This window comes from Bacillus sp. FSL W8-0640 (genome assembly GCF_038007725.1).
GTDB lineage: Bacteria > Bacillota > Bacilli > Bacillales > Bacillaceae_G > Bacillus_A > Bacillus_A cereus.
In genome coordinates this window covers 2,264,669-2,279,170 of sequence record NZ_JBBOXT010000001.1, presented here as the reverse complement: position 1 = coordinate 2,279,170, position 14,502 = coordinate 2,264,669, and the positions used below count along the sequence as shown (strand labels likewise).

The following is a 14,502-nucleotide window of genomic DNA, read 5'->3' as shown; positions in this document are numbered from 1 at the left end:
AAAAGCAAGCTCCTTAGGTTACTAATATAAACGCTTTTGCGTATAAGGTACCTCTTTATTAAACTTAATTAATCATTATTGACATCTCACCTAGAATTTAACTTCGTCAAAACTCAAACCGCTCTTATTTTTCATATATTTAAAATAGTCAGACAAGCGAAAGCGTACCTATTTCTTCATTTTTATATCAACTGTTACAAAATATATCTTTACCTTACACTAATAACAGCTAAACGTTGCCTTAATATAACCCTTTACAGTCGTTTGCACATTCAATTCACATCCTTTTTAAAGTTGGCTTTTTTCTATCTCAAATACTATCACACAAATATTTCACCTACTATATTCATAAAGTTGAAATATTTGAATCAGAAAATTCGGATAAAAAACCAAATCCACAAATCATAACAAAACTATTATTTGGTTATATTTTCATTTTATAGATAGCTTTAACCATAGGAATATTAAGAATAAAGTTTTTTAATTTTATTAATATAATAGTTTATAGAGACTATAAATCCTACTAAATAAAAAGGTACATATACATTAAAGTATATGTACCTTTCCCTATCCTACATATTTTCTATTCAAATTAATTCCAATAACTAAAGTTGATAATAAAAATATAATATTACTAATCACTAATGTACTCATAACAAGAATTAAATAATATAGTATTAATACTTCTGCACCTACTACCTATTTTATTTATTGGATATTTATACTTCAAAAAAATTACACATCATTCACAATTAGGATACATACCTAAAATATGATTTGAACATGTTATTATATTTTAAGATAATATCAGTTTTTCTATAAGAGAACTTAATTTTTTTGTAGTACGAAACTGTTAGTAATACAGTATATACTAATTTAGTTATAAAAACATTTAAAGACCACCTATTTCCATAAGTGATCTTTCTTTGTGATTCTGTATTTGTGCACTACTGTAGAAATATATCGTAGAAACGCTTTGTTTGCTAAATGTTTAGTTCTTTCCATTTACTAAAAAACATAGCTTCATACACTTAATATCATATTCGTTACATTGCAAACTATTATTTTGTCTTCTGTACAGGCAAACTACTAAAAATTAATTCAGCAACTTTTACATATCCTTTTGAGTTTGGATGAATTAAATCCTTAGACCAAAGCGTATTGTCGTTAACTAAATGATGATTCCAAAAATCAACATGATGAAGCTTATACTCTCTGCTCAGTGAATGTATAACTTCATTTGCCTCTAATAATTGTTCTTTTATTACTTGTTTTTTTTCAGAAGCAAAAGGGAGCCTAACTGTAAAATCTGGAAGGTTTGCTATAATAATATCAGCCCCTGCTTTACTTAATGTATCTATCATAAATTCCACATCGTTCTTATATGCATCATGATTCCAACGTCCTTTTAAAACATCGTTTGCCCCTGCAATGAGACTAACCAAATCTGGATTAAAAGTTAACGCCTTTTCCAATTGCTGCAAGCGAATTTCTTCAGTTACTAACCCACGCTTTGCAAAATTGGCATATTCTATATCGTTTTCACACAGTTGAACAAAATGATCTACCCAGCTTTTTAATGCAATTCCCTCAACTTCATCCCCTATCCCCTCTGTAAAACTATCACCAATTGCTACAAATCGCTTCCACATATGTATTCCCCCTTTATTTTTAAACATATCTATACTATACAATAGCTCACACCGTAATTGTTATTTCTAAGTGGTTTTCGATTTCAATTATATTCCACTTTACTATATTTACATTTAGAATCCAAAATTGACCGATTCCCAAGTATACTAAGGAATCGGTCATATTCGTATATTTACTAAAGAAATAAAATCTCCCTAGGAATTATACTTTTTTTCAAAAAAATTGTTGTTATTTGTTTTGCCCAGTTGATACATTTCTTTTCGATTACATGATACGAAACTATAGAAAAAAGTAGTGTCATTGCAATGCACAAAGTAAGAAGAAAAAATTACACCCTGACATTCCAAGCTATCCACATAAGAATCTATAGTGCTTTGAAACCTTTTGTTTCAAACTAATATTTAGTTGTATCCTATAAAATTAGCTTTTTACTATATCAATCGTACGATCCCACATACCACTAAAAAAAGATCCTGTTTTACGTATAAAACGTGTAAGCCAATTTGCTTGTTCCACATCAGATTTTGTTACAAGGTCTATTTGTAATGAATTACCTGATAAGAACCCAGGATCTGTATTATCTTTAGACGAGATAATCATTTTACTAATTGTTACACCTTTTTTAATAGGCGCTTCTTGTTCCCTATTCGATACTTTAAATTCTTTTTTATAAATGTCTTTATTGCCCTTCGGCATTGGAAGTGAAACAGCTTGCTTCGTTTGAACTACTACATCTTTGTCTTTTGCATTTGCCACTCGAACTGTTTCATGTCCTTTTATTACTGAATCTTTTCCGTAGACATTCTTCACTTCAAAATTCGCAAATCCATAATCGTATAATTTCTTTGTTTCATCAAAACGTGCCGTATGAGATTTTGCTTTTATCACTACAGAAATTAGTCGCATACCATTTCTTTCTACTGTACCAGTGAAACAATCTCCCGCTTCTGGAGTCGTTCCTGTTTTCAAACCATCTACACCTTCATATTGCTTAATTAAGCCTTTTAACATCCAGTTAAAGTTCGCCATATCAATTGGATATTTACCACCCTCTTGGAATGTTTTTTTAGGAATTTTTGCTGTATTTAATATTTGGGGGAAATCTTGAATAAGACGTTGTGCTAAAATTGCACAATCCCTTGCAGACATTTTATTTTTCTCTTCTAGAGTTGTCCCTTCTAGATGATATCCTTTTAAATCTTGATTTGTTAAGCCAGTAGAGTTTACAAACTTATAATCTTTCATACCAAACTCTTTTGACTTATCGTTCATCATTTTTACAAAATTGACCTCTTTACCAGCAATCTGTTCAACTAAAGCAATTGTTGCACCATTTGCAGAGTAAATTGCCATTGCCTCATATAACTCTTTTACCGTATAAGAGCCACCATTTTCTAATGGAACATTTGATAGTGAACGATCTTGCGAAATCTTATGTGCATATTCAGAGATTTTAACTTTTTGATCCCATTTAAGTTTTCCTTTATCCACCGCTTCATGAACTAAGTATTCGCTCATCATTTTTGTCATACTAGCAATTGCCAATGATTCATCTGCATTTTTTTCATATAAAATTTTTCCAGAATTTGCTTCTATTAAAATTGCTGACCCTGCTTCAACGTCTATAGCAGGATCTGTTTCCGCTGCTGCTTTTCCAATTGTAACGACCATGCTACAAAATATTGTAAGCACTGTTACTATTGCAATAACTCTATTGCAAAACATACCTTTCACTTCTGTTACCTCCAATTTCTTTGTACTTAAAAAAAGCGTTATTCTAACATAATCCCGCAAAAAAATAGAAAGTGTTCTCAAATTGTATATACATATAAAACGTTAGAATCGCTTTCATATAGACCATCTCATCCGACATTTTTAGGTGCGCTAATACTTTGTATTCCCACACATATCCTTATTTTTAATCCCCTTATATTTTTCAAAATGATTCACACTTTCATATTTTTTTAGGATTACAGTTAATAGACAATCTAAATAATACATTTGTTCCACATTTACAAAAAATAAAAACTACACCCTATACTGGATGTAGTTTTTCTAACTGATTTATTTATTTTTCACTTCATTTTTATAAAAAGCAAATAATGGTTCGATGGATGGACTAGATAACAGCGGAATTGCCTTCTCAATCAATTTCCTATCCCAATCAAACCAACGCATTTCCATTAACATGTTTATTTCTGTATCAGTGAATCGTTTCTTTATTTCCTTAGCAGGATTTCCACCAACTATTGTATACGGCGGAACATCTTTACTTACGACTGATCCTGCAGCAACAATTGCACCTTCACCAATAGTAACGCCAGGCATTATTATAGCATTCATTCCAATCCAAGCATCACTTTTAATGACTGTATCTCCCTTAGGTTCATATGATTGTTTAATTTGCTCAGCGAATGGATATACTGTAATCCATTCTGAGTGATGATTATGATTACCACCCATTAAAATGACTACCCCGCTTGCTATGCAAACATAATTCCCAATAATGAGTTTGTCAAGGTGCCATCCCATCTGTTCAATTGGATTGAACAGTGCTTGGGACTTAGCATCTCCCCACAAATACCTTACACAGCCATCTTCAAAATTTTGATGACTATAATAGCCTGAATAATAGGAGTACTCTCCTACTTCAATGAGTGGATTTGTTACTATATCTTTTATATACTTTGTTTCTGACCAATGATTAAATAATGGATGCTTCATAACTTTATTCCTCGCTTCTAAGTATTATATATATTGCTATTTACTTAGAAGCTTACTACGACTGCTACATTTTTTAGCTTTCTCAAACGACGAATCATTATCTTCAAGCCTTTCTTTTATACTATAAAAAAGCATAACGCAATACATTACACTAGTCCAATTGTGTAATTTTGAACACATCTTAAACAGCGTAATACTGCAATAGGAACATGAAAACACTCTAACTTTAATACAAATAATATATTGATTACATTTAGTTCATATTTTGTAAAAAAATCTTAATTGCCATGACAAAGCAAACAATAACCACTATTGGTCGTATTAATGCCGTCCCTTTTGTAAGCACCATCTTTGCCCCAATATATGATCCTATTATTTGACCAAGCATCATAATCAATCCAATTGTCCAATCGATTTGGCCAAAAATAATAAAATACAACAAAGCAGCGAAATTACTTGTAAAGTTCAAAATCTTAGCATTTGCAGTCGCCCGTGTAGCACTATATCCACATAAAAGAATGAATGCTAAAGCAATTAAACTACCTGTTCCTGGGCCGAAGAAACCATCATAAAATCCCAGTAACGGAGCCACTGTTAACGCAAACAACAACATACTTATTTTTCTCGGTCGATCTTCGTTTGCTATATTTGGAGATAATAGAAAATAAATGCCAATAAAAACAAGTAAAAAAGGTAATATCATAATTAGATATTCTGCTCGTATCTGTAAAACAAGCCATCCACCGAAAACTGATCCAAAAAAGGTCATTAAGATGGACAAACGCATTTCTTTAAGATTAATTTCTTTCTTCTTAATAAAAAACACTGTTGCCATGAGAGTTCCGCTACTCCCTTGCAGTTTATTAGTTGCTATCGCTACAGAAGGAGACATACCTACTAATAACATTATCGGGATAGTTATCATACCACCGCCTCCAGCAATCGTATCTATCCATCCTGCTAATACAGCTACTAAAAATAGTAGTATGAGTAATTCAATAGTAAAATCCATACAAAGAATATGGGAAGGCTTGAGCTATTATACCCCAAACCTCCCCATCTTCCCTCCTCTCTTTAAACTAGTTAATTAAATCTTTAAAGTAACTTTCTTTCTGATCACGTAATCGGCTGGAAACGTATTGCCTGCAAACAATTCTTCTTCCGTATTTATTATTTCCAATCGGGATTTTATATTCTTCCTCAGATAACCTTTCTCTACCATGAGTTACATTTGTTTGTTTACCATAGTATGAATTTGGGATAATTAATAAATCTTCAGATGTAAGTGGAACCTTATAAGTAGGCGTTGTTCGTAAGAGTTCTAAAAACATGTCAAATTTCAATTTTTCTTCTTCACTTTCTCCTACATAAATCAATCTATTCTCTGCTCCATTTAAACAAGTTGCAATAATATCACCATTATCATCTAAAAATATAATTTGGTTTATTTCCCCTACAAATCCCGATATTTCACCATCAGCCATTCCTGCGATATGAGCAATAGGCATTTTACTTATCGCCAATATGTCATCTTTACTGAAGAAATTTTCTTCAAGATGCTTTTGAAGTAATTTTGGCGTTCCAATATGAGTTTGAGTTTTTAAATTTAACACTCCTTTTAATAAAAGAGCATCAACTCTAGTAAATTTTCCACAAGTAATTTCAGACACTATTCGTTCCACGGATTTATTAAGTCTATTTGATACAATTTCTAAATTCGTATTGAATGTTTTCAATCTTGCTTCAATATCTGATTGGTCTTTCATATCTGTATACACTGTGGCATCGTTATGTTGATAAAAGTTCCCGCCACCGGTGCTTGCACCGACATTTCGCAAAACTTCATCGTTGTTTAAAGGTGAAATGAGATGAAATCTATTTTTCCCTGCATGTTCGGATGGGTGAATTAAAGCATCATAATTAAAAAGTGTGGCAAAAAGCCATGTGACCCATTCTGCATAAAAATATTTTTTCATTCTATCGTGTTCGTCTTCACCATAATTAAAACCTCTGCGATTTTCCCCAGGTAATAGTGTTTCTATAGGATCACATGGAGTATTTTTAATAAGGATAGGCGGTACGTTCCCACCACAATTCGCTATTTTTATCATATGTAGTAGATTTTTCATGTCTGAATTCGGAGTTTTCTTTGAATAGTCAATCAAACAATTAAGCCACTCTTTTGAAAAATATGCTGCTATTTCTTGATCACAAGTATAAGGATTATGAGTTTTTAATTCATTTTCTATCAGATTCTTCATTTTATCCTTCAATAGATTCGGAATGGTAATTTCTTCAATTTCTGTAATCTGCAGTATTCCTTTATTCATTATAAAACCTCCGTTGTTTTATTTTTTACACCCTATCTTCTATTAAACAAACTATCCACTTCTTTTTTACTCCTTTACTTTTCGTCAGAGCTATTAGAATTACCGATTTACAAATAAAAAACATGGAGTATAAGAGATTTCTTCTTAGTTACATTTCCCCCACGAGCCTCCATTGATTTGGCAAATTTAATTTGAAAATCTGATTCATTTTCATACTTTACTTTCAAACTATGTTTATATGATTTTCAATTCAAGTAAGAGTATTTCATTTTCTAAAGTTTTCCTAATTTTAAAATCAGAATTTTCAATACAACTATGTTAACATTAAAAATATAACACGAAACAAAAAATGTAAATAAATAGTTTTTTTATAAAAAATAGTCAGACTATTTATAAGGTAATCCGTATTCCATTGAACCAACTACGGCCTCTCAATTTTATTGATAACAATAAAAAAGCCCCCTAAATGAATAGAGGACTTTTTCCAAGTATATTCTATTTTAAAGTTCTTACTTATCTTTTACTTTAAAAGATATTGCTGTAACTTCTTTATTAACAGTTCCATCCCGTTTGGACTTACGATAATCTTCCCATTCGCTAACGAAATATTGCTGTCTGAAATATCTCCTGTAAGTGCACAAGCTCTTGGAGATTGATATTTTCGTAAAATAATCTGATCCTCTTCTATAAACATTTCAAGAGAATCTTTTTCTACAATTCCTAAACTCCGTCTTATTTCCATTGGAATAACAATACGCCCCATACTATCTGCTTTACGAGTAATTCCTCTTGATTTCATAAAATGCCACCCTTTATATTTATCTAATATTACGGTATTCATTTTAGCAATAAACAACAATTAGGAATAGTTCGTATTACAGTACTTTTTTTAGAAATAAATAACAATTAGGAATAGTTTATGTTAAAATTCTTTCTTGTTTATTCTTGATTTTTAATATATTTTTCCTTGATCATTTTTATATATTGTTTTCTTTCAGTTAGTTCAAATATAAATAATGCTTTTTTTATGTCTGTTAAACCAACTTCATTAGAGTGCTGAACTTTCAATAAAATTGCACCTTTTTCAAAAAACAATTCACCTAATAAGTATAAAGTATTCATATTTATGGCTAATTTTATACCTATTTCACTATACTTTATTGCTTCTTCATATTGATTTGCAAGGTGTAAACATTTTGTTAACGTATGAATGAGTCTTAATTTGATTTCTTTTTCTCTAGGAAATTCTATCTTATTAAAATTAATTAAACTTTGTTTTAATATATTTATACTTTTCTCATACTCTTCATTTTCTGCATGTATTATAGCAATTGAATTCATTATGCTTATTTCTTTTTCTGATAAAAAGTTAGTACTACTTAAGGTTTGTTTTAGTGCTCTATTTAAAATGTCAAAAGCATTACTTGTTGCTCCATTTACATAATATATAGCAATCGCTTCATGCCATAATAAAAATTGTTTATCCTCTTTTGATTGGAAATTATTATCATTTTTCTCTTTTTTCACTATTTCATAAAGCTCATTATATTGTTTTTGTTTTACACAATCTCTCATTACACATTTTACATTTTCAATATATTTTATTTTTTTATTTTTGGTTAGTGCGAATATATAATTTGGATCAATACCAAGTCTTTCAGATAATTGATACAACAATATGCTAGATGGATAAATAATACCTTTTTCTATCTTACTAATTTGACTTTGTGAACATATTCCATGACATAATTCAGATTGTGACATGTTTTTTTCTTTCTAAGTTCTTTAATAATAATACCAAGATTGTAGAATTCCATCTTTCCTCCCTCAAATGTAACACTTTATGAGTATAAGAATATTTTCCAACTTTTAATGTAATGTAAAATTGATATAGTTACAATTACTAATTATATGGATTTATAGTTTCTTTTACAAACTTGTATCACAATACGAGAAATTATTAAAATATGGTTCACTAATAATCAATGTGCGTTTTATTCACCCCCACTGATTATTAGTCCACCCCAGGCAGGCTTTTACAGGGAGTCCGACTTCTTTGCCACATCTAAATTTTGAGGTCGGAGTCTTACTACCCGCAAATAGCCGGATTAAAATAAATATGATTTTTCACCTTTATTTCTTTTAATAGTTTCTTTTGATTTTTATATAAATAATTTCGAAGGAGCGTATTTTATGAAAAGAATGTTGACCGAAAGAGAGTTAGAAGTGGCTATTTATGTAGCAAAAGGATACACAGATGCAGAAATTTCAAAAAAAATATATGTTACCCCTCGAAGAATTTCAACGATAATTAATCATATTAAAGAAAAATGGCATATTAATTCTAGAGTGGAATTAGGTATTTTAGTTTATCATTATGGTTTTATAGATGCACCCTTATTTTCAAATAAAAAAATTCAGCTATGTAAAAAGGTTGTACAATAGATAGCTGAATATAACGAGTTTAAATTGCAAATAAAAATAGAAGAGCAGACAAACTTTTATTATTTGGTTTACTCCATCACTTTTTAAATTTCAGACATTAATATAAAAAGGTTAGAGAATTAACTTCTCTAACCTTTTTATATACACTATTAGGTTTCAAACAGTAAAGATGCCCTAATGCTACCATTGATCCTGTTCCCTATTCAACCTTGTATAAACAAAAAAAATCAGATATTACCACTATTCAAAACCAGTTACAATTCTCTCTTTCATTTTCTGTATTACTTCACTGCTCAATACTTTTTGACCAGCAGGAAGTTTTAATATGGCAGCGGCACCTTTACTAAGGTATATTTCTTGATCATTATTTTGATTTACTACCAATATTCCTTGCCCTTCAAATTCGAAATAACTAATATCTTTTGTTTCATTTGTATTATTTTTTATTGCTTTATATAATCCATATAAATCTTTACTTCTATTTTCTCCGCCCGTTCGAATCGGTTCAGTATCATTCGCAACAATTAGTCCTTCTGGCTGCTCACCCTTCATAATAAACCACAGCTTTTCATTTGTTGGTAATAGTAAATTCTTAAATTCAGAGCTATTTAAAATTTGCTGTGCTGGAATTGTTTCATAGATTGGTAACGAAAATGGAGATGTTGTTATTTTTTCAAAACTTAAATTTTCAGAAGAACTTCCCTTACTATATTGATAATCTTTTAATGCGATCGATTGTACTGATTCACTTTTATTTTTTGATGCATAACTAATTTTACTAGCGAAAATAATAACGGTCATTAAGCACATGCACAGTATCACAAGCTTAAGTAGTTTTCCCATTTATGAACCCCCGCTTTTAATATTATTAGTTTGCATGGATATTATAAACAGTTTCACTCCACCAAAAATTATTATTGTTATGGAACGTACTGAAATTATGATTATAATGATCACCATACCAAGGGTCCATGTATGTTATATAATCTGTTCCATTTGTCCCTTTATAAAATCCATCAAGTACTAGAAAGTGTCCGATGTTAGCTCCATTTTGCCACATAATGAGTGCAATCATCGGCTGATTACTATTAATTTGACTTTTGAACCAATCATAAGATTTTGCTCCAGAACTTATAGCTGAGCTAACACCATATCCCGATAATCCATATTGTATTTCACGTGAAGTTGCAGGATTATTATATGATCCACCCTTAACATACCTAACGTACTGATCTTGTGAAGGAGTTTTCCCAAAATAATTTAAAACCGAAACCGAAGTGCCTGCCCAACACCAATTTGATCTTTCTTGTAATATGTTAGGTACAGATAATTTACGGTCTGTTGGTGTACTTGGGGGATTTCCATTAATATACGCTGACGTTACATATACTTTTTTTCCATCTTTAAAATAATAAAACCAACGATTATCTAAATTTCCTGTCCAGTAATCTTTAACCGCTTCACCATACTCCCATCCTTTAAAAGATACTTTTGTATTTCCGGGAATCACATCTACAATATTTGCATTTAAACTTTTTGCCTCTCTAACATTTATATTCAATGGAGCTGTTGTTCCTGAAAATTCAACTTCTTCTGCTATTATTTTCTGAACACCAATAAAACTAAATGTGAAAAACAATAAAAACATACAAACAATAAAATGATTTCTTCCCTTCATTTCTCCACCCCTTTATCAGTACTAAAAAACATCAACAATTCATCCTTATTAATTGTTCAAGCTTAATATTACATACTAACGAAAAATGACTTCTCATAAAGTGAAACTTTAATCAGTAGTGGTTTTATTCATCCCCCACTGATTATTAGTTGAACCAATCGAGCTGCCCGGCAAATAGTGGGATAAATTCCAATACAAAAAAGGAGCCTATAAATTTTTATAGACTCCTTTTTATTTCGTTGTTATTACTTAGCTAATTCTTTCGTACCCTTCATTACATCAATGAAGAATCCCCAGTTATTCACTACAGAAGAGATACTGATATGTTCATCTGGAGTGTGGACGTTGAAAATGTCTGGTCCGAATGAAATTGCATCTAACTCAGGCATCTTTTGAACGAATGCGCTACACTCAATCCCCGCATGTACAGCGAAGATTTCAATTTCTTTATTGTATTTTTCTTGATGTACTTTTTCAAATAAATTACGAATTTGTGAGTTTGGATTGTATGGCCATTCTGGATACTCTGACTCTATTTCAAATGTAGCACCAACTAATTCAGCAATATATTTGATTTCTTCTGCAACATGTTGTTTTAAACTACTTACAGAACTTCGCACTTCGTTACGTAATTTAATTTCATCTTGCAACGTTTCAATAACGCCTAAATTTGTTGAACTTTCTACAAGACCTTTAATATCCATGCTCATACTTTGAATGCCATTTGGAATTAAGAATAATGATGAAATAAGCTGCTTTTGTGTCTCTTTAGCAAATACTTTTTCAACTTTTTCATCCAATTTTGTCAGTGTAACATGAACATCTGGATCAACAGCACGCATTTCTTCTTGTAATACACGTGTCCATGATTCTAGTTTTTCTTCTACTTGTCCTACATCTTCTGTACGAATTAAAATTGTAGCTACACTTTCACGCGGAATTGCATTCGTTTTTAATCCGCCGTGAACTTCACTTATGTAAAACTCCGTATGTACTGATAAATCACGTAATACTCGTCCTAATACTTTGTTCGCATTACCGCGTTGTTTATCAATTTCCATACCAGAATGGCCGCCTTTTAGACCACCAACATATATACGGTATGCATCCATATTCGCTGGCGTTTCATCCCAAATTACTTGAATTGTTTCAACAGCTTTCGCACCACCTGCACTACTTACAAGTAATTTATGATCTTCTTCAGAATCAATATTTATAAATATCTTTCCTTCAAAATGATTTGGATCAATAGCAAAAGCTCCGCCCATTGTCGTTTCTTCTTCAGTAGTGATAACGACTTCAAGTGCTGGATGCGGAATTTCTTTTGAATCTAATAAAGCTAATGCATACGCAACTGCAATACCATTATCAGCACCTAAAGTTGTTTGATTTGCATATAACATGTCCCCAATGATTCGTAATTCAATTGGATCTTTTTCAAAATCATGTACTGTTGCTTGATTTTTTTCGCAAACCATATCCATATGACCTTGAATAATAATAGCTGGTACATTTTCATAACCAGCTGTTGCTTCTTTTTTAATAATGACATTTAATGCTTCATCTTGAATGACTTCTAAGTTACGCTCTTTTGCAAAGCCCACTAAATAATCACTAATTTCCTTTTCATTACCTGATCCTCTAGGAATCTTTGAAATTTCTGCAAAATGAAAAAATACAGGGTGCTTTGTTAATTGTTCTAAAGTAGAATACATTTTTCAAGCTCCTCTCAAAATGAAAAAATAATATGTAAGTCTCATATCATTATACCATGATTCATTATTTTATCTTTCTTTTAACTTTTATTGTTCATTTTATGTACAACACTCTTACAACATTGTAAGGGCGTTGTAATCTACATCGATTTTTCTCATTTAATAATAGTCGTATACTTTTTAAAGAAACACATTAAAGGAGATAAAGAAAATGAAAAAGTTTTTAGCAATTATTACACTATGTTTATTATTTTTTAGTTTTACTATTGGCTGTGAGAGAGCGTCACTAAATAGAATTGGTAAAGATGTATATTACATGCAGATAAAAGGCGAAGGAACTATCGAAAAAGTAGATCATAGAAACTTACGAAACTATACGCTGTCCGCATATGATGAAGATGGCGTCAAAAAACAAATTACATTTAGAAGTACAAAAAAAGAAAACAATCATAAATTAAATAAAGACGCGTTTTTACGCCTTTATGTAGATCAAGATGATAATAGCAACAATGAAATATCATCAATTGAAGTAAAGTCCTATGAAGAGATTCAGAAAACAGATTTACCTAAAAAAGTAAAAGATAAGTTTACTATTAAATAAAAAACAAAAGAAAATGCTCTATGCATTTTCTTTTGTTCTTTTCACCTGTATATATTTTGAACTACTATTATTCATCAGTTTCTCTAACCGATTTATATTCTCCGTTAATGCACCTTTCACAAGAGAGAAATCTGTATTGGTTTCTTCTTTTTTTTCTTTAAAAAACGAAGACTTTTGTACATTGACTTCAGCCATCTCTTCTCCCCCTTTTCAAAAAGATACAACCTTTTATTTATATTATATAGCAAATGTAGAAAGAGTGTACACTTATGATTTTCTTTTTAATTCTTCTTCTAATTCTTCTACTTGCTGCAACGTATCCCCTTTTATTAAAGAGAAATCTGTTGTATCTTCGTTATTTTCTTTAAAAAAATCATTGTCATAATCTTTTACCACTACAATCACCTCTACATGCTAGTGTAGGAATGATTGTCCAATTTTATTCAACTTTGTCGGATTTTGTTTTTAATTTATGTATAGAAGAAAAGGACAGAAAAAGATTCTGTCCTTATTTACTAAAATAACTATGATGTATTGTTAAATTATATACATTTTCAAAATCCCGATCTTGCAGGTTATTTTTCTTTCCATCAATAACAATGAAAACGTCACTTACTATTTTTGCTGGTATAATCCCGACATTTTCTACTTGCACCGCTTTCTGCTCATTCAATTGCTCGATATGTTCTAACGGGACGATAATACTAAATTGTGAGCGAATACCACGAAAGTTTGTATTTAATTCCTTCGCAGCTTCAAAAACAACAATTTTCGCGCCAATCTTTTCCCCATATGAATCTAAAAATGCATTTAAGCTCTTTGTATATTCCTCTTCCGTATGCCATTCCATCGTACCGAATACTGCTGGATTAACATTTTGAATAATTGTCGTGTATATTTCTCCTCTTGCTTTAGATGCAATTAATGATCGTTTTATGGATTGAACTGTCTTGCCAATATCGCTAAATTTTGCACCCCATATTTCTGAAATATTAGGCGTTAAAATGAACGCAATATCAACAAAAATAACCATTGCAGTAAACATTAAAAGATTTTTCCAGAGGGTTAAATCGATTCCTTTTATCATGAAATACACGGTGACAGATATGATAAACAAACCATACCAAGTCTTTCTAATACGTTGCTTCTTCTCCTCGTACAACTCTTCATTTTTCCAATAAAAGAAAACAAGGACTACAAAGACAATCGCTAAAACAAATAAGCCAATTCGAATGTTAGAGATCATTAATCACATCACCCTCCATTCAAAAACTACTCACGATATCATTACATGCGCAAGCTGCTCTCTTTATGACAAAAGACGTGGACAAGCTTCTAAAATTAGCTACATCGCAT

14 protein-coding genes and 2 pseudogenes are annotated in these 14,502 nt (G+C 30.9%); 2 read left to right on the top strand and 14 right to left on the bottom strand.

All coding sequences use genetic code 11. The features are described from left to right. Positions 1 to 1,061: 1,061 nt before the first annotated feature. The 8 genes and pseudogenes from N2V80_RS11895 to N2V80_RS11860 all read right to left on the bottom strand — a co-directional run bounded on the left by N2V80_RS11895 (position 1,062) and on the right by N2V80_RS11860 (position 8,524). Positions 1,062 to 1,652 carry an SGNH/GDSL hydrolase family protein gene (locus N2V80_RS11895; RefSeq protein ID WP_061654579.1) on the bottom strand — a complete coding sequence of 197 codons (591 nt, stop codon included), beginning with the start codon at positions 1,650 to 1,652 and terminating at the stop codon, positions 1,062 to 1,064. Positions 1,653 to 1,828: 176 nt separating this feature from the next. Then, positions 1,829 to 1,981, bottom strand: a pseudogene (locus tag N2V80_RS11890) (acyltransferase family protein); the annotation flags it as partial. A gap of 92 nt (positions 1,982 to 2,073) precedes the next feature. Beyond that, complete coding sequence (locus N2V80_RS11885) at positions 2,074 to 3,387, bottom strand: D-alanyl-D-alanine carboxypeptidase family protein (RefSeq protein ID WP_000677706.1); 1,314 nt, start codon at positions 3,385 to 3,387, stop codon at positions 2,074 to 2,076. 330 nt (positions 3,388 to 3,717) lie between these two features. Beyond that, entirely contained in the window at positions 3,718 to 4,377 is a 660-nt protein-coding gene (locus tag N2V80_RS11880; protein WP_000682538.1) for a CatB-related O-acetyltransferase, read from the bottom strand. A 253-nt stretch (positions 4,378 to 4,630) separates the two neighbouring features. Further along, the gene (locus N2V80_RS11875) at positions 4,631 to 5,389 is read right to left on the bottom strand and encodes a TSUP family transporter (protein ID WP_000347986.1); all 759 of its coding nucleotides are present in this window, start codon (positions 5,387 to 5,389) and stop codon (positions 4,631 to 4,633) included. A gap of 67 nt (positions 5,390 to 5,456) precedes the next feature. Continuing rightward, on the bottom strand, positions 5,457 to 6,707 hold the full coding sequence (locus N2V80_RS11870; RefSeq protein ID WP_001032367.1) for a hypothetical protein: 1,251 nt from the start codon (positions 6,705 to 6,707) through the stop codon (positions 5,457 to 5,459). A gap of 520 nt (positions 6,708 to 7,227) precedes the next feature. Beyond that, positions 7,228 to 7,506 (bottom strand): AbrB/MazE/SpoVT family DNA-binding domain-containing protein, encoded by a 279-nt coding sequence (locus N2V80_RS11865; RefSeq protein WP_000842216.1) that lies wholly within the window; start codon positions 7,504 to 7,506, stop codon positions 7,228 to 7,230. Between the two features lie 140 nt (positions 7,507 to 7,646). After that, positions 7,647 to 8,524: pseudogene (locus tag N2V80_RS11860) on the bottom strand (helix-turn-helix domain-containing protein). Positions 8,525 to 8,900: 376 nt separating this feature from the next. Between N2V80_RS11860 and N2V80_RS11855 the strand changes: the two are divergent. After that, entirely contained in the window at positions 8,901 to 9,152 is a 252-nt protein-coding gene (locus N2V80_RS11855; RefSeq protein WP_000827560.1) for a response regulator transcription factor, read from the top strand. A gap of 240 nt (positions 9,153 to 9,392) precedes the next feature. Here N2V80_RS11855 and N2V80_RS11850 read toward each other — a convergent pair whose 3' ends face one another. The 3 genes from N2V80_RS11850 to pepD form a co-directional block, all read right to left on the bottom strand. Beyond that, positions 9,393 to 9,995, bottom strand: coding sequence for a hypothetical protein (locus tag N2V80_RS11850; RefSeq protein ID WP_000517260.1), 603 nt, complete (start codon positions 9,993 to 9,995; stop codon positions 9,393 to 9,395). 25 nt (positions 9,996 to 10,020) lie between these two features. After that, complete coding sequence (locus N2V80_RS11845) at positions 10,021 to 10,830, bottom strand: papain-like cysteine protease family protein (RefSeq protein ID WP_000678508.1); 810 nt, start codon at positions 10,828 to 10,830, stop codon at positions 10,021 to 10,023. A gap of 245 nt (positions 10,831 to 11,075) precedes the next feature. Then, positions 11,076 to 12,545 (bottom strand): beta-Ala-His dipeptidase, encoded by a 1,470-nt coding sequence (pepD, locus tag N2V80_RS11840; protein WP_000287515.1) that lies wholly within the window; start codon positions 12,543 to 12,545, stop codon positions 11,076 to 11,078. Between the two features lie 211 nt (positions 12,546 to 12,756). On the opposite strand from pepD, the gene N2V80_RS11835 reads away from it, so the two are divergent. Further along, the gene (locus N2V80_RS11835; RefSeq protein ID WP_000713867.1) at positions 12,757 to 13,146 is read left to right on the top strand and encodes a YxeA family protein; all 390 of its coding nucleotides are present in this window, start codon (positions 12,757 to 12,759) and stop codon (positions 13,144 to 13,146) included. A gap of 18 nt (positions 13,147 to 13,164) precedes the next feature. Here N2V80_RS11835 and spoIISB read toward each other — a convergent pair whose 3' ends face one another. The 3 genes from spoIISB to N2V80_RS11820 form a co-directional block, all read right to left on the bottom strand. Beyond that, positions 13,165 to 13,341 carry a stage II sporulation protein SB gene (gene spoIISB, locus N2V80_RS11830; protein WP_000852632.1) on the bottom strand — a complete coding sequence of 59 codons (177 nt, stop codon included), beginning with the start codon at positions 13,339 to 13,341 and terminating at the stop codon, positions 13,165 to 13,167. Positions 13,342 to 13,413: 72 nt separating this feature from the next. Next, positions 13,414 to 13,542 carry a hypothetical protein gene (locus tag N2V80_RS11825; protein ID WP_000237820.1) on the bottom strand — a complete coding sequence of 43 codons (129 nt, stop codon included), beginning with the start codon at positions 13,540 to 13,542 and terminating at the stop codon, positions 13,414 to 13,416. Positions 13,543 to 13,654: 112 nt separating this feature from the next. Continuing rightward, the gene (locus N2V80_RS11820; RefSeq protein ID WP_000624977.1) at positions 13,655 to 14,392 is read right to left on the bottom strand and encodes a type II toxin-antitoxin system SpoIISA family toxin; all 738 of its coding nucleotides are present in this window, start codon (positions 14,390 to 14,392) and stop codon (positions 13,655 to 13,657) included. Positions 14,393 to 14,502 lie beyond the last annotated feature (110 nt).

Bases quoted from the DNA above. Each gene is read 5' to 3' on its own strand.
- N2V80_RS11875 (WP_000347986.1), bottom strand. From the start codon at position 5,389: ATGGATTTTACTATTGAATTACTCATACTACTATTTTTAGTAGCTGTA.
- N2V80_RS11845 (WP_000678508.1), bottom strand. From the start codon at position 10,830: ATGAAGGGAAGAAATCATTTTATTGTTTGTATGTTTTTATTGTTTTTC.
- N2V80_RS11820 (WP_000624977.1), bottom strand. From the start codon at position 14,392: ATGATCTCTAACATTCGAATTGGCTTATTTGTTTTAGCGATTGTCTTT.
- N2V80_RS11835 (WP_000713867.1), top strand. From the start codon at position 12,757: ATGAAAAAGTTTTTAGCAATTATTACACTATGTTTATTATTTTTTAGT.
- N2V80_RS11895 (WP_061654579.1), bottom strand. From the start codon at position 1,652: ATGTGGAAGCGATTTGTAGCAATTGGTGATAGTTTTACAGAGGGGATA.
- pepD (WP_000287515.1), bottom strand. From the start codon at position 12,545: ATGTATTCTACTTTAGAACAATTAACAAAGCACCCTGTATTTTTTCAT.
- N2V80_RS11870 (WP_001032367.1), bottom strand. From the start codon at position 6,707: ATGAATAAAGGAATACTGCAGATTACAGAAATTGAAGAAATTACCATT.
- spoIISB (WP_000852632.1), bottom strand. From the start codon at position 13,341: ATGGCTGAAGTCAATGTACAAAAGTCTTCGTTTTTTAAAGAAAAAAAA.
- N2V80_RS11865 (WP_000842216.1), bottom strand. From the start codon at position 7,506: ATGAAATCAAGAGGAATTACTCGTAAAGCAGATAGTATGGGGCGTATT.
- N2V80_RS11850 (WP_000517260.1), bottom strand. From the start codon at position 9,995: ATGGGAAAACTACTTAAGCTTGTGATACTGTGCATGTGCTTAATGACC.
- N2V80_RS11855 (WP_000827560.1), top strand. From the start codon at position 8,901: ATGAAAAGAATGTTGACCGAAAGAGAGTTAGAAGTGGCTATTTATGTA.
- N2V80_RS11880 (WP_000682538.1), bottom strand. From the start codon at position 4,377: ATGAAGCATCCATTATTTAATCATTGGTCAGAAACAAAGTATATAAAA.